The following is a 15,081-nucleotide window of genomic DNA, read 5'->3' as shown; positions in this document are numbered from 1 at the left end:
TATAAGCGTAATACAATTATGGTGCCAGTTTTTATTTTTATTAAAAATCATAGGTTTAACTTTCTAGCGTGTTTTTAATAGGTAATATTTACCGACGCTTGTGTGTTTTATGCAACATTTTCTCAGTTAGGGTTTTTTACTATTTTTAAATCAAGTGCTTAACTTGTCGCAATTGTGCGACATTGCAACGGTTTTACTCTCAAAAATGTATTTGGTTCAGCGAGTGTATAAGTTGAGCGCTTAATAATAGAGCGCTTAAAAGTAGTGAAGGATTAGTGTATGCCTGTAATCATGGCTGAAAAATATAAAGCATTGGTGAATTGGCGTCCTAATTTGATTGGCCAGTTTGTAATGAGCATGCTGTTGTCACTCTTGCCTTTGTCTATTGTGGTTATTGTATTTTTAAATGTATTAAATAAACAATTAGCGGTCACGCAACAAATTGTCAGTAATAACTACCAAGTAACCAAGTCGTTTAATGCACTTAAACAAGAGCTCAACAGTTTAGAAAGGGCAACAAGGCAAAATTGGGTTTTAAAAAGCGATTCGCTCGATAAACTTATCGTGGATAAATGGCAGTCATCGCTGGACAATATTAATCAGCTTAAGCGGCTTTCTAGCAGCCCAATAGACAATCAGCAATGGCAGCAGTTAACAGATACGCTAAAAATAGCGCATACCAAATTGGTGGTTGAAGCTCGTGAGCAAGCAGAGTTGTTTGTGCCAATTAGTGAAATACTGGCAGATCTAACAATGTGGTTGCGCGAAACCAATGAAGCCAAAATCACTCAAAACCAAATTAAACTGACAAATTTACAAGCCTCCTTTATAAACTGGTTAGTGGCACTTACGCCTTTAACCTTACTTGTTGGGGGTGGGTTTTTATGGCGGATAAGTGGCCGTTTAAAAGGTTTAACCTCCGTTATTGATAAATTAGGCCAAGGAGATTGGCAGCAAAAAATATCGGTGCAGGGATCTGCTGAACTTATTGAACTAGGTAACAAATTGCAGTGGGTGCAAGCGCAATTGCATATGCTAGAGCAGCAAAAAGATACGTTTTTACGCCATGTTACTCACGAGCTAAAAACGCCTTTGGCCTCTATGGTGGAGGGCACTGAATTATTAGCCGATGAAATTGTTGGGCCGATTAATAATGAGCAAAAAGCAGTGCTTGGGTTAATCAGTCAATCTATGGTGCGATTACGCACTATGATAGACAGTTTGTTAAGCTATAACGCGATTCGAACCAGTAAAGATAATGTGAGTGAAGTGGAATTTAACCAGCTCATTAAAAAGGTAAGTAATCATTTTGAACATAGGTTAAACGCACGAGAGCAGTCGCTTATTTGGCACAATAGCTTACCGACAGTTGCACTTAATTTACCGAGAGAATTAATTGAAATGATTTTAATTCAGTTAATCTCTAATGGTTTAAAGTTTTCAAAGCCAAACCAAGCTGTGTCGATTAGTTTAAGTTTAGAAAGTAATAACTTAATTATACAGGTTGCTGATGAGGGCTGTGGTATTAAAGAGCATGAAAAAGAACATGTTTTTGGCGCTTTTTATCAAGGTAAACACAGTAAAGAGATTAGTCTTCAAGGCAGTGGTTTAGGCCTTACCATAGTAAAAGAGTCGGTTGAACAGTTACAGGGTAAGTTAACTATTGAGCATAATGAGCCGCAAGGCTGTCGATTTAACATTGTCATCCCCTATAAAAATAAAGGAGTTAAATAATATGTCTGCGCGTTTAATGGCTATTTTATGGCTAACCAGCAGTCTCGTTTTTTTATCTGGGTGTGAATTAACCAACACTCAAACACCAGCTAAACCTGAGCAAATAGCTCAAACTCAGCCTGATAATAAAAGCAACCAGCCCAATCCAAAGCCGCGGCCAAAACTAGATCTTATGTATCCGCCCGCAGCGCAAGTTATTGCATGGCATGCCCATCAGTGTGGTGGCTTTAAATTAACGCCTGACAATAAAACTTACTTAGGGGAGCAAGCACTTAAGGCATTTTTTAATACCGCATGCGTCAACCTTAGTCGCGACCCTGATACTGTTATGAGTCAATTGCTTAAGCTAGATCAAGCTTACTATTGGCCAGACGATATAAAACACTATTTATGGCTGCAAAAGCAGCAGGTATTAATGCAAATAAATGCAAAAAAACAACAGCAAGCATTAAACGCTGAAATGCAAAAAACCTTATCGTCATTAGCTGCAATTGAACAGCAACTTTTATTACGTGAAGAAACCAAGGAGCAGTAACTATGTCAGTCACACTTCCATCAAGCGCTAAAGTGTTACTCGTTGATGACGATGCCAGCTTACTGCAGTTACTGGCAATTCGAATTCAATCAAAAGGTTATGAAGTAACAACCTGTGATAGTGGCATGAATGCATTACAAATACTTAAAAGCCAAGTATTTGATGCGGTGATCACCGATTTAAGAATGGATGAAATGGATGGAATGGCACTGCACCGACAATTGCAAAGCCGCTACCCAGCACTACCTGTAATTATGATGACGGCTCATGGTTCAATTCCTGATGCGGTAGAGGCGACTAAGCAAGGTATTTTTGCCTTTATTACTAAGCCAGTTGATAAAGATGAGCTATTCGATAGCTTAGCTAAAGCCATAGAAATACATGGGGTGAATAATGATGATATTACTCCGCAAAGCAATATTGTTACTCGCAGTGGCGCTATGCTGCATTTGCTAGAGCAAGTTAAATTACTAGGTCCTACTCAGGTAAATGTACTTATTTCTGGTGCTAGTGGTACGGGCAAGGAGCTGCTTGCACAGGCAATTCATCAGCACAGCCATGTTAGTGATGGCCCATTTGTGGCTATTAACTGTGGTGCAGTCCCTGGTGAGTTATTAGAATCGGAGTTATTTGGTCACAAAAAAGGCGCATTTACAGGGGCGGTAAAAGATCACCAAGGCCTGTTTCAGCAAGCGCAAGGGGGGACCTTATTTCTAGATGAAATTGGTGATATGCCGCTAAATTTACAAGTTAAGTTATTACGCGTGCTGCAAGAAAAAACCATTCGCCCAGTCGGTTTTCAAGAAGAAATCCCCATTAATGTGCGAATTGTTTCAGCGACCCATAAAAACTTGCCTGAAGCTATTAACAATCAAGAGTTTAGAGAAGATTTATATTATCGTTTAAACGTAGTAAACCTCAAACTTCCTCCGCTGCGAGAGCGCCGTGAAGATATTAGCTTATTAGCTAACTTTTTTAGCGCTAATATTGCAAAACGTATGGAGCAAAAAGAAAAACGTTTTGCAAACGATGCCATGCATGCATTGGTAAGGTATGATTGGCCAGGTAATATTCGTCAATTACAAAATGTAGTGGAGCAGGTGGTTGCCTTAACACCAAGTGACGTTATATCTGAACATTTAGTGCTTAGTGCGTTAAATAGCAATGAAAATAACGTTGAGCCACTTTCGCTTAACGACGCTAAAAAAGAGTTTGAGCGAGATTACGTTATCAATACGCTGAAAATGGCAGGGGGTAATGTGGCCGAAGGTGCCAAGCTTGCCAAGCGTAATCGTTCTGATTTTTATAAGCTGATTAAAAAGCATGAAATTGACGTAGATAGCTTAATGTAATTTTTAAAAAAGGAAGTGAGCATGCAGTTATTTATGGTGTATTTAGGTGGGCGTATTCAAGGTTGCCACATAGAAATGCATGACGTACGTTTTGTGGTAGGTCAAGACATTGAGCAAACTTATAGCAAGCTTAAAAGTCAGTGGGTAGGCGACAAAAATAGCGTACACATGGATAGCTACATGGCGGTTAATCACATTGATGGTTATAAAGTCGAGGTAGTTGATAGTTATGTAGAGCAAAATAAGCAGCTTTATTTTGTTAACTTAGGTGCTTACAGAAGCGACTCATTAGCAGAGCAACACGACTTTGCTTTGTATGTTGCCAGCAGTAGTGAAGAAGCAAAACAGCGCGCTAAAAACGATTTACTCGCAGGGCTTAGCCATCTACATAAAGATGATTTACATGACGTTGATGATTGCTTTGCTATCGACTTACTCGATAGCCAGCTGAATATTAAACTAACCCCAAGTGGTCAAGCACAAACAATTAAACCTGACTGGTTTGGTTATCATGTATTATAATAAATGAGGATTTATTAAGTTTATTAGGATGTTGTGTGAAAAAGTATGCGTTTATACTTTTGCTAGTTGGCTTAAGTGGCTGTAAATCACTGTCAGGTTTACCGCCCGTTGTTGATTTAAATAAACTGGTAAAGCAAGTAAAAAACGATCCTACCGACGTGGTTGCAATTCACAAGCAAGCACAAAAAACACACCGTTCTATTAAGGCACAGGTTGGTAGCGTAAAACAGCTTTTAGCCGCATTAGAAAGCGTTGTTGGGCGCAAGTGGGGTAAACAAAACACTCAGCAACCTAGTGCCAAAAAATACGTAAAATACAGTAATGATTACCAAGCTCGTGCCATTATTGATTTTGAGCAAGGCACTGTAAAAGTAGAAACCATCGCGTTAAAAAATACAATAAGCTTGTTACAGCAGGCTATTGTGATGACCTTACTGACTTCTAGCGATCCCGATAAAACCGATATTTTTACCAGCGAAGCGCCCATTTTAGAAGGCGAGCCGTTTTTATACCAACAAGTGCTCGATCAAGATAAGTTACCCATAAAATATAGCTGGCGTGCTAATCGATTTGCGCGTTATTTAGTAAATAATAACTTAAAAAAGCAACGTCAATATGGGCACGTTATTTCGTCGGTTAGTTTTGATTTAGTCGAGCAAAATGCCCATTTAAGAAAACAAAAATACAGTGATTATGTGCTTGCGGCTGCAAAAAAATATCAAATATCGGCAGCACTTATTTATGCCATTATTGAAACCGAAAGTAGCTTTAATCCACATGCGGTGAGTTCATCCAATGCCTATGGATTAATGCAAGTGATCCCGGCTACCGCAGGGCGCGATGTATACCAAAAAATAAAAAAAGTATCCGGGCAACCAACCAAAGCTGTATTGTTTAATCCAAAATATAATATTGATATTGGCAGCGCCTATTTAAGTATTTTAAAAAATAACTACTTAAACAAAATTAGTACCGACAAAAGTAAGCACTTTGCCATGATCTCGTCTTATAACGGCGGGGCGGGTAATGTACTGCGCATATTTAATAAAAATAGAAGTGTGGCGTTTTCACAAATAAATCAGCTTACTGCAAGCCAGTTTTATAATATTCTCACCACTAAGCACTCACGTGCAGAATCAAGACGCTATCTATACAAAGTCACTAAAGCAGAAAAAAACTATCAGTAACTTATTTACTCATCATTTTCTTGTTGTTCACTTTTGGCTGCCATTTTAAAGGCTACTATTACTAAGCCAAACATAGCAAATGGAATTGCAGCTAACAAATACTCAACCAAATGGCTGTCTTGAAAATTAGCCTGCAGCAAGAAATGCCCTGCAACACACATAATAATAACCACCAAAAGGATGGGCAGTAACATAAGTTCTTTTTTTGCTGAGTGGTTTTTCATTCGCTGTTAGGTATTAAAAAATAATGCGCTATTGTAATGAGCTTAATAAAGCTTGGCAAACAACACAGATTTTTTAATGACTATTAGGTATGATTAACATCAAAGAAAAGCTTAAAAGTAGTGGTTGGGAATAAAGTGCAACAGAGTTTAAAGCAAGTTTACCTAGTGGGTGGAGCAGTGCGAGATAAACTGCTAAACATACAATCAAAAGATAATGACTATGTTGTTATTGGTGAAACGCCAGAGACAATGGAAGCGCTCGGATTTTTACCCATTGGCAGCGATTTTCCGGTTTACTTACACCCAAACACTAAAGAAGAATATGCACTAGGGCGCACTGAGCGTAAAAGTGGTAAAGGTTATACCGGCTTTGTGGTGGATGCCAGCCCAAACGTAACCCTTGAAGAAGATTTAGCACGCCGAGATTTAACCATTAACTCTATGGCACTAGACGAAAACGGCACTATTATTGACCCTTTTAATGGTCAAGCTGATTTAAAAAATAAAATACTGCGCCACACCACCCAAGCATTTGTAGAAGACCCTGTTCGGGTATTGCGTATTGCTCGCTTTTTAGCGCGTTATGGTAGTGACTGGTCTATTCATCCAAGTACTATTGAATTAATGCATGAGCTTAAAAATAAAGGCGAGTTGGAACATCTAGTACCAGAGCGAGTCTGGCTTGAAACAGAAAAAGCGCTTGGCGAAAAACACCCTGAACTTTATTTTCAAGCATTAGATGAATTAGGTATTTTTCCTGAAATAGAGCAGATGAAAAACACCCCGCAGCCTGCAAATCATCATCCCGAGGGCGATGTGTTTGTCCATACTATGCTAGTGCTTAGACGAGCAGCCGATTTAGGCTTTAACCTAGAAACGCGTTTTGCCGCTTTAACTCATGATTTTGGTAAAGCACTAAGCTATAAAAAACGCGGTAATTTACGCGGCCATGAACGTGAAGGGGTTGCTGTAGTTGAGGCCTTTTGTGAACGTTTAAAAGTGCCTAATCGCTTTCGTGATATAGGCGTGCTTACCAGTGATAACCATACACTTTGCCACACGCTTGAACAGTTAAGACCGCAAACTATTCATAAATTAATCGTCACTAATTTAAATGCGCTAGTGCATCCAGAGCGTTTTATTGCTTTTACTCAAGCGTGCCAGTGTGATGCACAAGGAAGAGGCGAAACGCTGGTGGATAAGCCCTATCCACAAGCCGCTAAATTACGTGCTATTCACAATGAACTACAAAAAATGGATAAAAAACAGATAGTGCAAGACGCGGTTAAAAGCGGCAAAAAGGGCCCCGAAATAGGCGAAACGGTCAAACAGGCAGAAATAGACTGCATTAAAGCGTTTTTAAACACTAACACTCCCAAGGTCACTTAAACTGATTGTAATATTGCATTAAGTCATTTTTAAACGTCCTTGCTATAACTAGGGTCTGTTGACCTTTCAAGGTTGAATTTGCAGCAGTCTGTTTGGTATTTAGGCAAGGCAGCGCCTATGTGGTGTGGTTATTCCCCATAAATAGGCGGTAACGTAGCATCAATGCCAAACAGGCGCTGCCCTTCGGGTTCTGCCTAGGGGCGATTTACTCTTTGTTGCCTACATGGATGTAGGTAAGGGGCGTGAGCAGGACGCGGAAGCTTTGCTCGGTTTTTACTTATTCTTACATGGATGTAAGCCAGTAGAATAACGCAGGAGCAGTTATCGAGCCCACTAGGTTACAAACCTCGCGCCGCGATTAAATCGCCCCTAGTTTGAACAAATTTTAATCCGCAAAGGTCAACAGACCCTAGGACGTTTCAGCCTTTTTTGCTCGTCACTTTTACCAAATAGCGATACAATAGAGTTTGCTTATCATTCTTAATAGTGACAGCTGCATATCCATAATTGTATTTATCTTAAAAGGACTTAATTTAATGACACCAGAACAAATTAACGCAAAATTAGCGATAAGCGAAGCTGAAAAAAAACGAGTTTTTGAAGATGAGTTTGAAAAACACTCACCTAAACCCTTTGATATTTTTAAGGGATTATTTGGCAGTTTTGCTTATATCGCATTTGTTTCATTGATGTTCCCAGACGTATTAGCTCAGCCTAGTTTTTATCTGTTGTTACTACTTATCTTAACTATAAAAGTTGAGGCGCAAGCAAAGGTGCAGCAAGCGCATAAGCGTATGGATACTTTGTATCGCTTGTTAAAAAAAGAGGCATAGCTTCTAGGGAACCTTTAGTTATTAAGTGGTAAGCTCACAGTAAATACCACTCCATTGTCTTGCTCATTATTGTGCGCCGCTACTGTGCCTTTGTGGTAATCACACACCAGTCTTACAATATAAAGTCCTAAACCTAAATGCGGTTGTTGCTGCATTTTTTGGCTGCGCACCGATACCATAGAATCAAAAATATGTTCAGTAAGTCCCTCAGGCAATAAAGTACCTGTATTACTTACCGTTAAGGTTGCTTTGCTTTCATTTTGCTTAAGGCTGACTTCAATTGCAGTGTTAGCTTCACTAAATTCCAAGGCATTATTAATTAGCTTATCGAGCAGTTGCGCTATAAATTCAGGGGCACCTTGCATCAACAGTGTGCTTTGGCAAATGTTGAGTGTAAATAACTGGTTAGGATAAGTAAGTTGGTAGCCCTGCATACAGCCACTAATTACTTTTTGTAAATCAAACGACTCCGGCTCATTGCTTTGAATACTTTGCTCAAGGCGGGTTGCCTCGCTCATAGTGGTAATTATTTTACCTAAGCGCTCAACCCCTTCGCTAGCACGTTCAAGGTATTTTTGACTCAGTTCACTTTGCTGCAAGCTTTGTAAGTTTTCAAGAGATGAACGGACAACCGCAACCGGTGTGCGCAGCTCGTGAGATAAGCGCGACGACATATTTTCTAAATAATCGGTATAGCCACCAAGTCGGCTCACTATATTTGAAAAGCTACGCGACAGGTCGCCAATTTCGTCATTGGCATCGCTATAATTTATATGGCCTGTTACTCGTCCTTGCGCATCAATGGCTTGCTCTGCTGTATCTCGTAGTCGCCTAATACGGCTCGATATACGCGAAGCAAAAAAGAACAAAGTGACTGTGCCAATTAACATGACCGCTAAAATCACATTAAATAGTTTTTCCAGCGATTTATTACGCAGTGTACGCACGCCATTGGTGGTTTCTTCAGCTATAACTGCCCCAATAACTTTATCCTCAATCCAAATAGGATATGCAGCCGATAATATCACCGCTTTGTTATCGGGAGTGAGCCGCCACGACGAGGCCGGTTTGCCTTTAAGTGCTTTGGCTAAATGAGCGCCTTGCATTGAAGCTACATCGTGTAAGGTATCTATAAATTCATCTTCAGGACGGGTTAAAATTTTATAATACAAAGGATGTAAATAGGCCTGTTCAAAGCGCTGCCACGCAGTTTTTGGCGCTTGATTTTTTAGCCCATCGGCCCATACACCATCGGCATTTTGAATGCTGCCCGATTGCGCTAATACACGGTGATGGTTATCGACCACCCATATGCGACTGCCGCTGTGTCCCATGCCTTTTAATATACGGTTTATTTCAGGGGAGGGCACCAGTACCGAACCTAAATCATTCGGGTTATTTAAGTTCGATGTAGACATAATACTAGGGGGTTGGTTTGGTTGTTTACTATCAACATCGGCAATGGCAAATCCCAGTTTATTGCCAAGCATACTCAAAGGAAAGCGCAGCTCAAGGTTGTAACCTGTTTCAGTTTGTTTAAAGAAACCCTGAATTTTAGTAAAAGGCATTTTACTGTTGGCATCAAATGCGTTGACCCAGCCATCTTGGCGCGGAGCAATAACATAAGTATTAAATTGCCCATCGGGGTTTTTTAGGCCAACTTTTACGTAATCGTTATTGGTAATGCTGAGGCTGTTTTTGGCACGGTATACTAAAGCATCGTCAGTGACTTTAAATACTGCATATAAGTAATTATCAAACTTACCTACCATGTGGCTAAATGATAAGTTGCTTAGCTGATGGTTATCATCGGCTGTTTGTAAGTAGCGTTTGTCATAAAGCCAAAATAGCGATTGGTAAGCGTCCCAGTCGCTGAGTTTGCCATCGAGTTGAATTGGACTCTTTAAATTATAAGCATAGAGATCGCGGCCTTTTACAACTTGATCTAAAAAGTTGGTTTGTTCGTCAAATAAAGCGGGGCGTTCGTGCAGAGCCGTTGCCAGTGCGCGTGTAGTACCTACTAGCGTTTTTTCTTGGCCTTGGCGTAAAAACTTTTCCATTTCCCATACGTATTCGTAGCCTAACCATGGCAACAAAAACAAAAAGCATGAAAGTAGAATAAATTTACTGCGTAGGCCAAATCTCAGCATGTGGGTTGCTCCCACCTGTAACCCATGCCATACACGGTATCAATGCAGTCAAACTGGCTATCGAGTGCTATAAACTTTTTACGAATGCGTTTTACATGAGAGGTAATGGTACTGTCGTCTACATAAATTTTAGCATCGTTCATTAACTCATTACGGCTTTTAACGTGGCCAGGTCGTTGGGCGAGTGAATGCAGCATCCAAAACTCAGTTACGGTTAAATCAACCAACTGTTGTTGCCAAAGCACCTGCATGCGTTGCGTGTCGAGTGTTAGTTGACCGCGAATTATTAATGCGTTGGCATCGGCGGGTTGCTCTAATGCTTCCATGCGGCGAAATAGCGCACCAATACGCGCGGCTAGATGCGCTAAGCTAATATCTTTGGTTAAGTAGTCATCGGCGCCCATGCGCAGGCCACATACGGTGTCTATTTCGCTGTCGCGAGCGGTTAAAAAAATAATTGGTAAGGTTTTAGAAAGTGAACGCAAAGTTTGGCACAGTAAAAAGCCGCCATCTATTTCATGGCCTAAGCCAATATCAACAATGGCTAAATCGGGGAGTGCTTCTTTAAAAGCTACTTCTGCTTGAGGGCGGTTTTCATAACCACTTACCTGATAGCCTTGAGCGCTCAGCATTTCTATGTAGTTTTCGCGAATGGCAGTTTCATCTTCAACGATAGCTATTTTTTTCATTTTTATTAATTACTCATATTGACTTAGACGCACTATAACGAAGTTTTTGTGCTAAGTAAGGTTAAAAAGGCAATTGCCATTTTTTTGCCACAATTGCTCAGCAGTTTGCCATTTTTACTCCCCTTTATTGCCACTTCATGGTGTTTTAATACAGCTATTGAAATTACCAATACAACGCAAGTGCCAACCAATAGCTTGCCAACCATTATTAATAGTAAGGAATAGACCATGAAGAAAACATTAATCGCACTCACACTTGTTAGCACTTTTTGTACGCCAGTATTTGCTGCGGATACCCCATCAAAAGAAGCAAAAAAAGAAACAATTGTTGGCCTGAGCACAGGTGCCATTATTGGTGGTGTTGTTGGTGGGCCAATCGGCGCGTTTGTAGGCGCATTTGCTGGTGGTTTGATTGGCGATGCCAAGGTGGCTGAGCAAACCATTGCTGAGCAGCAGCAAGCTTTAACTGTAATGGCAGAGAAAACCAACGACTACCAACACGTACTTAATCATAACAGTCACCTAGAGGCGCAACTTGAACTACTGGCGCAGCAAAATGAGCAATTAACTCAATCGCAGCTTAATAATTTATTGGCAATGACAGTACAATTTAAAACAGGCTCTAGCGATATTGCTCCACATTTTGCCAAGCAGCTTGATCAATTGGTAGCGTTATTAAAAAGCCAACCGCAACTCGCACTCGATTTAAGTGGCTTTGCCGATCAGCGTGGTGCAGAGCAAGCGAACTTATTACTTTCAAAAGCCAGAGTAAACGCCGTACAAAGTTACTTAATTAAACAGGGGGTTAGCCATACACGTTTAAGCGCACAAGCATTTGGCGAGCAACAAAGCATAGCAAATAGTAACACCCTCGAAGATAACTTTTTTGACAGACGCGTTACCCTGACTACCCGTGCGCTTAATCAAACGACTGATCAAACAGCAAGCAATTAATCGCAAGGCGTTCGATGGAGTGATTTATGTTGAGTAAACCCACCAAAGTGCTTACCAAGGTAAGCCTTTTTATTTTTATTATTATCGTGCTTTTGGCCAGCTTTAAAAGCCATGCGCAGTCGCCAAAACTATCTTTGTTTGATAGCCAAGGAGTGGCGGTAAACCCTGGGGTTATTTTAAAAAGCGATGCAAAAATGGCCCTAACAGGGCTAATTAATCGTGTTGTAGTTACGCAGCACTACATAAATGAAAACCCTTTTGCCGTAAATGCACGTTATGTATTTCCTTTACCCGATGAAAGCGCCGTGCAAGCAATGACCATGCGCATTGGCGAGCGAGTTATTAAAGGTAAAATAGCAAAAAAACGCCAAGCTGAAAAACAGTACCAAGCTGCCAAAAAAGCAGGCAAACAAGCTTCATTGCTGCGACAGCAGCGTGCAAATATGTTTATTACAAATGTGGCAAATGTAGGGCCAGGAGAAGAAATAGTTATAACGCTTGAGTATCAAGAGATTATTGATTACCAACACGGAACCTTTGCGATCCATTTTCCAACCACAATTACGCCACGCTATCATGCAATAACAGGGAAAGTTAACGATGAACAAGATAAGCATGCGGTAAAAAGCACTAATACACCTTCGTTCACTCCACAGGGGTGGTTAAGCCCTGTTTACACAAAACAAACCAATGAGGCGGCAAATGCCAGCGATTTAAGCTTAACAATTAACATGGATATAGGCTTAGAATTGGTTGATATAAACGCTAAGTACCATCAAGTTAATATTGAAAACCCTGCATTTGGGCAATACAGCATTGTGCTAAAACCACAGCAAGCCATAAATAGAGACTTTGTACTTGAGTTTAAGCCACTTCAAATAGCGCAAGCGCAAGCTGCACTTTTTACTCAGCAAGCACAAAATGGTGAGCAGTATGCGTTAGCAATGTTAATGCCGCCAAGCGATAGTTTTCCTCAATCTCAGCGTTTACCGCGTGAAATGGTGTTTGTAGTTGATACTTCGGGATCTATGCATGGGCAGCCTATTGAACAAGCTAAAAAAGCGCTGTTTTACGCATTATCATTATTAGATAGTGATGATAGCTTCAATATTGTCAGTTTTAATAATGAGGTTGCAGCCATGAGTGAGACCCCATTAATTGCCAGTGACTTCAATTTACGTCGCGCAGAGCGTTTTATTTATAACTTACAAGCCGATGGCGGAACTGAAATAAAAGGCGCACTTGATGCGGTACTTGATGGTACGCAGTTTGAAGGGTTTGTACGCCAAGTTGTATTTTTAACCGATGGTAGCGTAAGTAACGAAGATCAGTTATTTAAACATATTGCGCATACCTTAGGTGATAGCCGTTTATTTACCGTGGGCATTGGTAGCGCGCCTAACCGTTATTTTATGCGTCGTGCCGCTGATATAGGCAAGGGAACTTACACCTTTATAAGCAGTGCTCATGATGTGCAGCCGAAAATGCAGCAGTTGTTTGATAAACTTGCTCACCCGGCTATGACTAATTTAGCGTTAACAAATACAAATGGAGACAGCTTAGATTTTTGGCCCTCACCTTTGCCTGACCTATATTTTGCTGAGCCTATTATGGTGGCTATTAAATTAGACACTACCGATGCAATTACTTTTACGGGGCAAACGGCGCATGGGGAGTTTAAGGTTAAGCTTAATCCGCAAGCAAGTTCAAAAGCCACGGGAATTGATAAGCTTTGGGCACGTCAAAAAATAAAGTCGTTATTGTTATACAACCAACAAAGTGTTGTAAAACAGCAAGTGCAGCAGCTCGCGCTTGAGCATCAATTACTTAGCCCATTTACTGCGTTTGTTGCCATAGAAGAGACCACTATTAAAGAAGTTGCTAAACAAAGCACACAAGTGGCTAATACTATGCCACAAGGAATGACCATGCGCTTGCCGCAAACAGATGGGCAAAGCAAAATGCATATTGTGTTTGGAGCATTACTACTTCTAGGTGGTCTGTTGTTAGTAAGGCGCTGTAAATGAAAAAGTGGCTAAGCATAGGTTTACTTGCCTTAGGACTGAGCTTGTTTGGCCATGGTGTATACATGCAGGCAAAGGCATGGCTTGCACAAGTGTTAATAGAGCAAGCTTGGCAAAGAGCCCTTAAATCGCCCAATAAAAAAATTAAGCCATGGTTTTATGCTGATAGCTACCCGGTGGCACAAATAATATGGCCAAAGCATAACAAACGACTAACCGTGCTTGATGGTGCAAGTGGCAGAAACTTAGCGTTTGCGCCGAGCCACTTTTTACCTGCTGGGGAGTTAGGTGGGGCTGATTTTGGTAACTCGCAAGGAGCACTTATTGCTGGCCACAACGATACCCACTTTGCGTTTTTAAAAAACGCTAAAGTGGGGGAGCAATTTTCTCTACAACTTAAAAATGGCCAAGTGCAGCATTATTCAGTAACACATGTTGAGGTAATTAATCAGTACAACACCGATTTTTTGCAGCAATCAGGGCTGTATTTATTAACCTGTTACCCTTTTGATTCACTGGCCTCGGGTACCGATTTAAGATGGTTAGTGTCGGCAGAAATATCCTCACCCGAAGTTGAGTTAGGAATATCGACCACTAGTTCTTGATGGCGTTGACTAATCATTACGCCTATAAACACCACAAATATGCTGATCCACTGGCCAAGAGTTAGTACTTCGTTGAGGATAATGGCTGACAAAATTAAAGTGAAAATAGGGATTAAATTAGAGTAAGCCGCGGCGGTTAACACCGACACTTTACTAATCGCGTAGTTGTACATGCCGTACCCACCCAAAGTAACACAAGAGCCTAAGTACAAAATGCTCATTAGTGCGGTTAAATCGTGTTGGTTTTCACTGGGTAGGTCAATAAACAGTAAAAACGGAGCAAAAAACAAACTACCACTCACGCCTTGCAGAGCAATTAATGTGAGTGGGGAATAACGGTTAGCTAAATGTTTTATACACACGGTATAAAATGCCGCGCACACCATGGCCATTAATTCTAAAAAATTCCCCAGTAATGGGTTTGGGGCTTGGCTTGAACTCGGTGAGAGCAAGGTAAGTAAAATACTGCCGCCAATACACAGCGTAAAACCCACTACAATAGCTCTACTAATATGCTCTTTGAGCATGAAAAACGCTAAAAATGCCACAATAATGGGTAAACAAGAAACAATCACCCCCGCCTGAGACGCTGAGGTATATTCCATTGCGTGGCCTTCAAATAAAAAGTACAAGCAAGGCTCTGCCAGTGACATGCCTAATAAGTACTTCCAATCGCCTTTTAAATATTCAAAGCGAATTACGTAACGCCATAAACATAACGAAATCAGTAAAGTGGTGAGCATACGTAAAAATATCACCAAGGCAGGGTCATAAATCGCAATCGCGTATTTAAGTGCAATAAAGGAGCTACCCCACAAAAAGGTGGCAATAATTAAACATAAACTGGCAGGCATAAGGTGTAATTTAATCGGTTGAATATAGT

Annotated in this window: 14 protein-coding genes; 10 read left to right on the top strand and 4 right to left on the bottom strand. The window is 40.7% G+C overall.

What is annotated here, in order from left to right:
- The first annotated feature begins 279 nt into the window (after nt 1-279).
- The 5 genes from QL989_RS03950 to QL989_RS03930 are packed head-to-tail and all read left to right on the top strand — an operon-like array spanning nt 280 to nt 5,330.
- Complete coding sequence (locus QL989_RS03950; RefSeq protein WP_290168418.1) at nt 280-1,734, top strand: HAMP domain-containing sensor histidine kinase; 1,455 nt, start codon at nt 280-282, stop codon at nt 1,732-1,734.
- Between the two features lies 1 nt (nt 1,735).
- Nucleotides 1,736-2,269 carry a hypothetical protein gene (locus QL989_RS03945; protein ID WP_290168416.1) on the top strand — a complete coding sequence of 178 codons (534 nt, stop codon included), beginning with the start codon at nt 1,736-1,738 and terminating at the stop codon, nt 2,267-2,269.
- A gap of 2 nt (nt 2,270-2,271) precedes the next feature.
- On the top strand, nt 2,272-3,621 hold the full coding sequence (locus QL989_RS03940; RefSeq protein WP_010387661.1) for a sigma 54-interacting transcriptional regulator: 1,350 nt from the start codon (nt 2,272-2,274) through the stop codon (nt 3,619-3,621).
- A gap of 21 nt (nt 3,622-3,642) precedes the next feature.
- Nucleotides 3,643-4,143, top strand: coding sequence for a DUF1543 domain-containing protein (locus QL989_RS03935; protein WP_138609155.1), 501 nt, complete (start codon nt 3,643-3,645; stop codon nt 4,141-4,143).
- A 35-nt stretch (nt 4,144-4,178) separates the two neighbouring features.
- A complete protein-coding gene (locus QL989_RS03930; protein WP_198523620.1) occupies nt 4,179-5,330 on the top strand; it encodes a murein transglycosylase domain-containing protein in 1,152 nt (383 codons plus the stop codon).
- 5 nt (nt 5,331-5,335) lie between these two features.
- Here QL989_RS03930 and QL989_RS03925 read toward each other — a convergent pair whose 3' ends face one another.
- On the bottom strand, nt 5,336-5,554 hold the full coding sequence (locus tag QL989_RS03925) for a hypothetical protein (protein WP_036981490.1): 219 nt from the start codon (nt 5,552-5,554) through the stop codon (nt 5,336-5,338).
- A gap of 135 nt (nt 5,555-5,689) precedes the next feature.
- On the opposite strand from QL989_RS03925, the gene QL989_RS03920 reads away from it, so the two are divergent.
- Nucleotides 5,690-6,943 (top strand): multifunctional CCA addition/repair protein, encoded by a 1,254-nt coding sequence (locus QL989_RS03920; RefSeq protein ID WP_290168410.1) that lies wholly within the window; start codon nt 5,690-5,692, stop codon nt 6,941-6,943.
- Between the two features lie 536 nt (nt 6,944-7,479).
- A complete protein-coding gene (locus QL989_RS03915; RefSeq protein WP_290168407.1) occupies nt 7,480-7,776 on the top strand; it encodes a hypothetical protein in 297 nt (98 codons plus the stop codon).
- A 14-nt stretch (nt 7,777-7,790) separates the two neighbouring features.
- Here QL989_RS03915 and pdsS read toward each other — a convergent pair whose 3' ends face one another.
- Both pdsS and pdsR read right to left on the bottom strand, forming a co-directional pair.
- Nucleotides 7,791-9,926 (bottom strand): proteobacterial dedicated sortase system histidine kinase, encoded by a 2,136-nt coding sequence (pdsS, locus tag QL989_RS03910; RefSeq protein ID WP_290168405.1) that lies wholly within the window; start codon nt 9,924-9,926, stop codon nt 7,791-7,793.
- Nucleotides 9,920-10,615 (bottom strand): proteobacterial dedicated sortase system response regulator, encoded by a 696-nt coding sequence (gene pdsR / locus QL989_RS03905; RefSeq protein WP_290168401.1) that lies wholly within the window; start codon nt 10,613-10,615, stop codon nt 9,920-9,922. The genes pdsS and pdsR overlap by 7 nt, the downstream gene beginning before the upstream one ends.
- A gap of 228 nt (nt 10,616-10,843) precedes the next feature.
- Here pdsR and pdsO point away from each other — a divergent pair, with 228 nt between their 5' ends.
- From pdsO to QL989_RS03890, 3 genes are read left to right on the top strand one after another with little or no spacing between them, the layout of a single operon-like run.
- On the top strand, nt 10,844-11,569 hold the full coding sequence (gene pdsO, locus QL989_RS03900; RefSeq protein WP_054201826.1) for a sortase-associated OmpA-like protein PdsO: 726 nt from the start codon (nt 10,844-10,846) through the stop codon (nt 11,567-11,569).
- Nucleotides 11,570-11,595: 26 nt separating this feature from the next.
- Complete coding sequence (locus QL989_RS03895; protein WP_290168396.1) at nt 11,596-13,596, top strand: marine proteobacterial sortase target protein; 2,001 nt, start codon at nt 11,596-11,598, stop codon at nt 13,594-13,596.
- Nucleotides 13,593-14,198, top strand: a complete 606-nt coding sequence (locus QL989_RS03890; RefSeq protein WP_290168394.1) for a class GN sortase — start codon at nt 13,593-13,595, stop codon at nt 14,196-14,198. The genes QL989_RS03895 and QL989_RS03890 overlap by 4 nt, the downstream gene beginning before the upstream one ends.
- Here the strand turns inward: QL989_RS03890 and QL989_RS03885 are convergent.
- Complete coding sequence (locus tag QL989_RS03885; RefSeq protein ID WP_096038709.1) at nt 14,093-15,052, bottom strand: DMT family transporter; 960 nt, start codon at nt 15,050-15,052, stop codon at nt 14,093-14,095. The two genes, QL989_RS03890 and QL989_RS03885, sit on opposite strands and share 106 nt — an antisense overlap.
- Nucleotides 15,053-15,081: the final 29 nt, after the last annotated feature.

This window comes from Pseudoalteromonas sp. APC 3224, assembly GCF_030407535.1.
In the GTDB taxonomy this organism is placed as follows: domain Bacteria; phylum Pseudomonadota; class Gammaproteobacteria; order Enterobacterales; family Alteromonadaceae; genus Pseudoalteromonas.
Note: the sequence above shows the minus strand (reverse complement) of the source record. Positions and strands in the feature narration are given on the sequence as shown.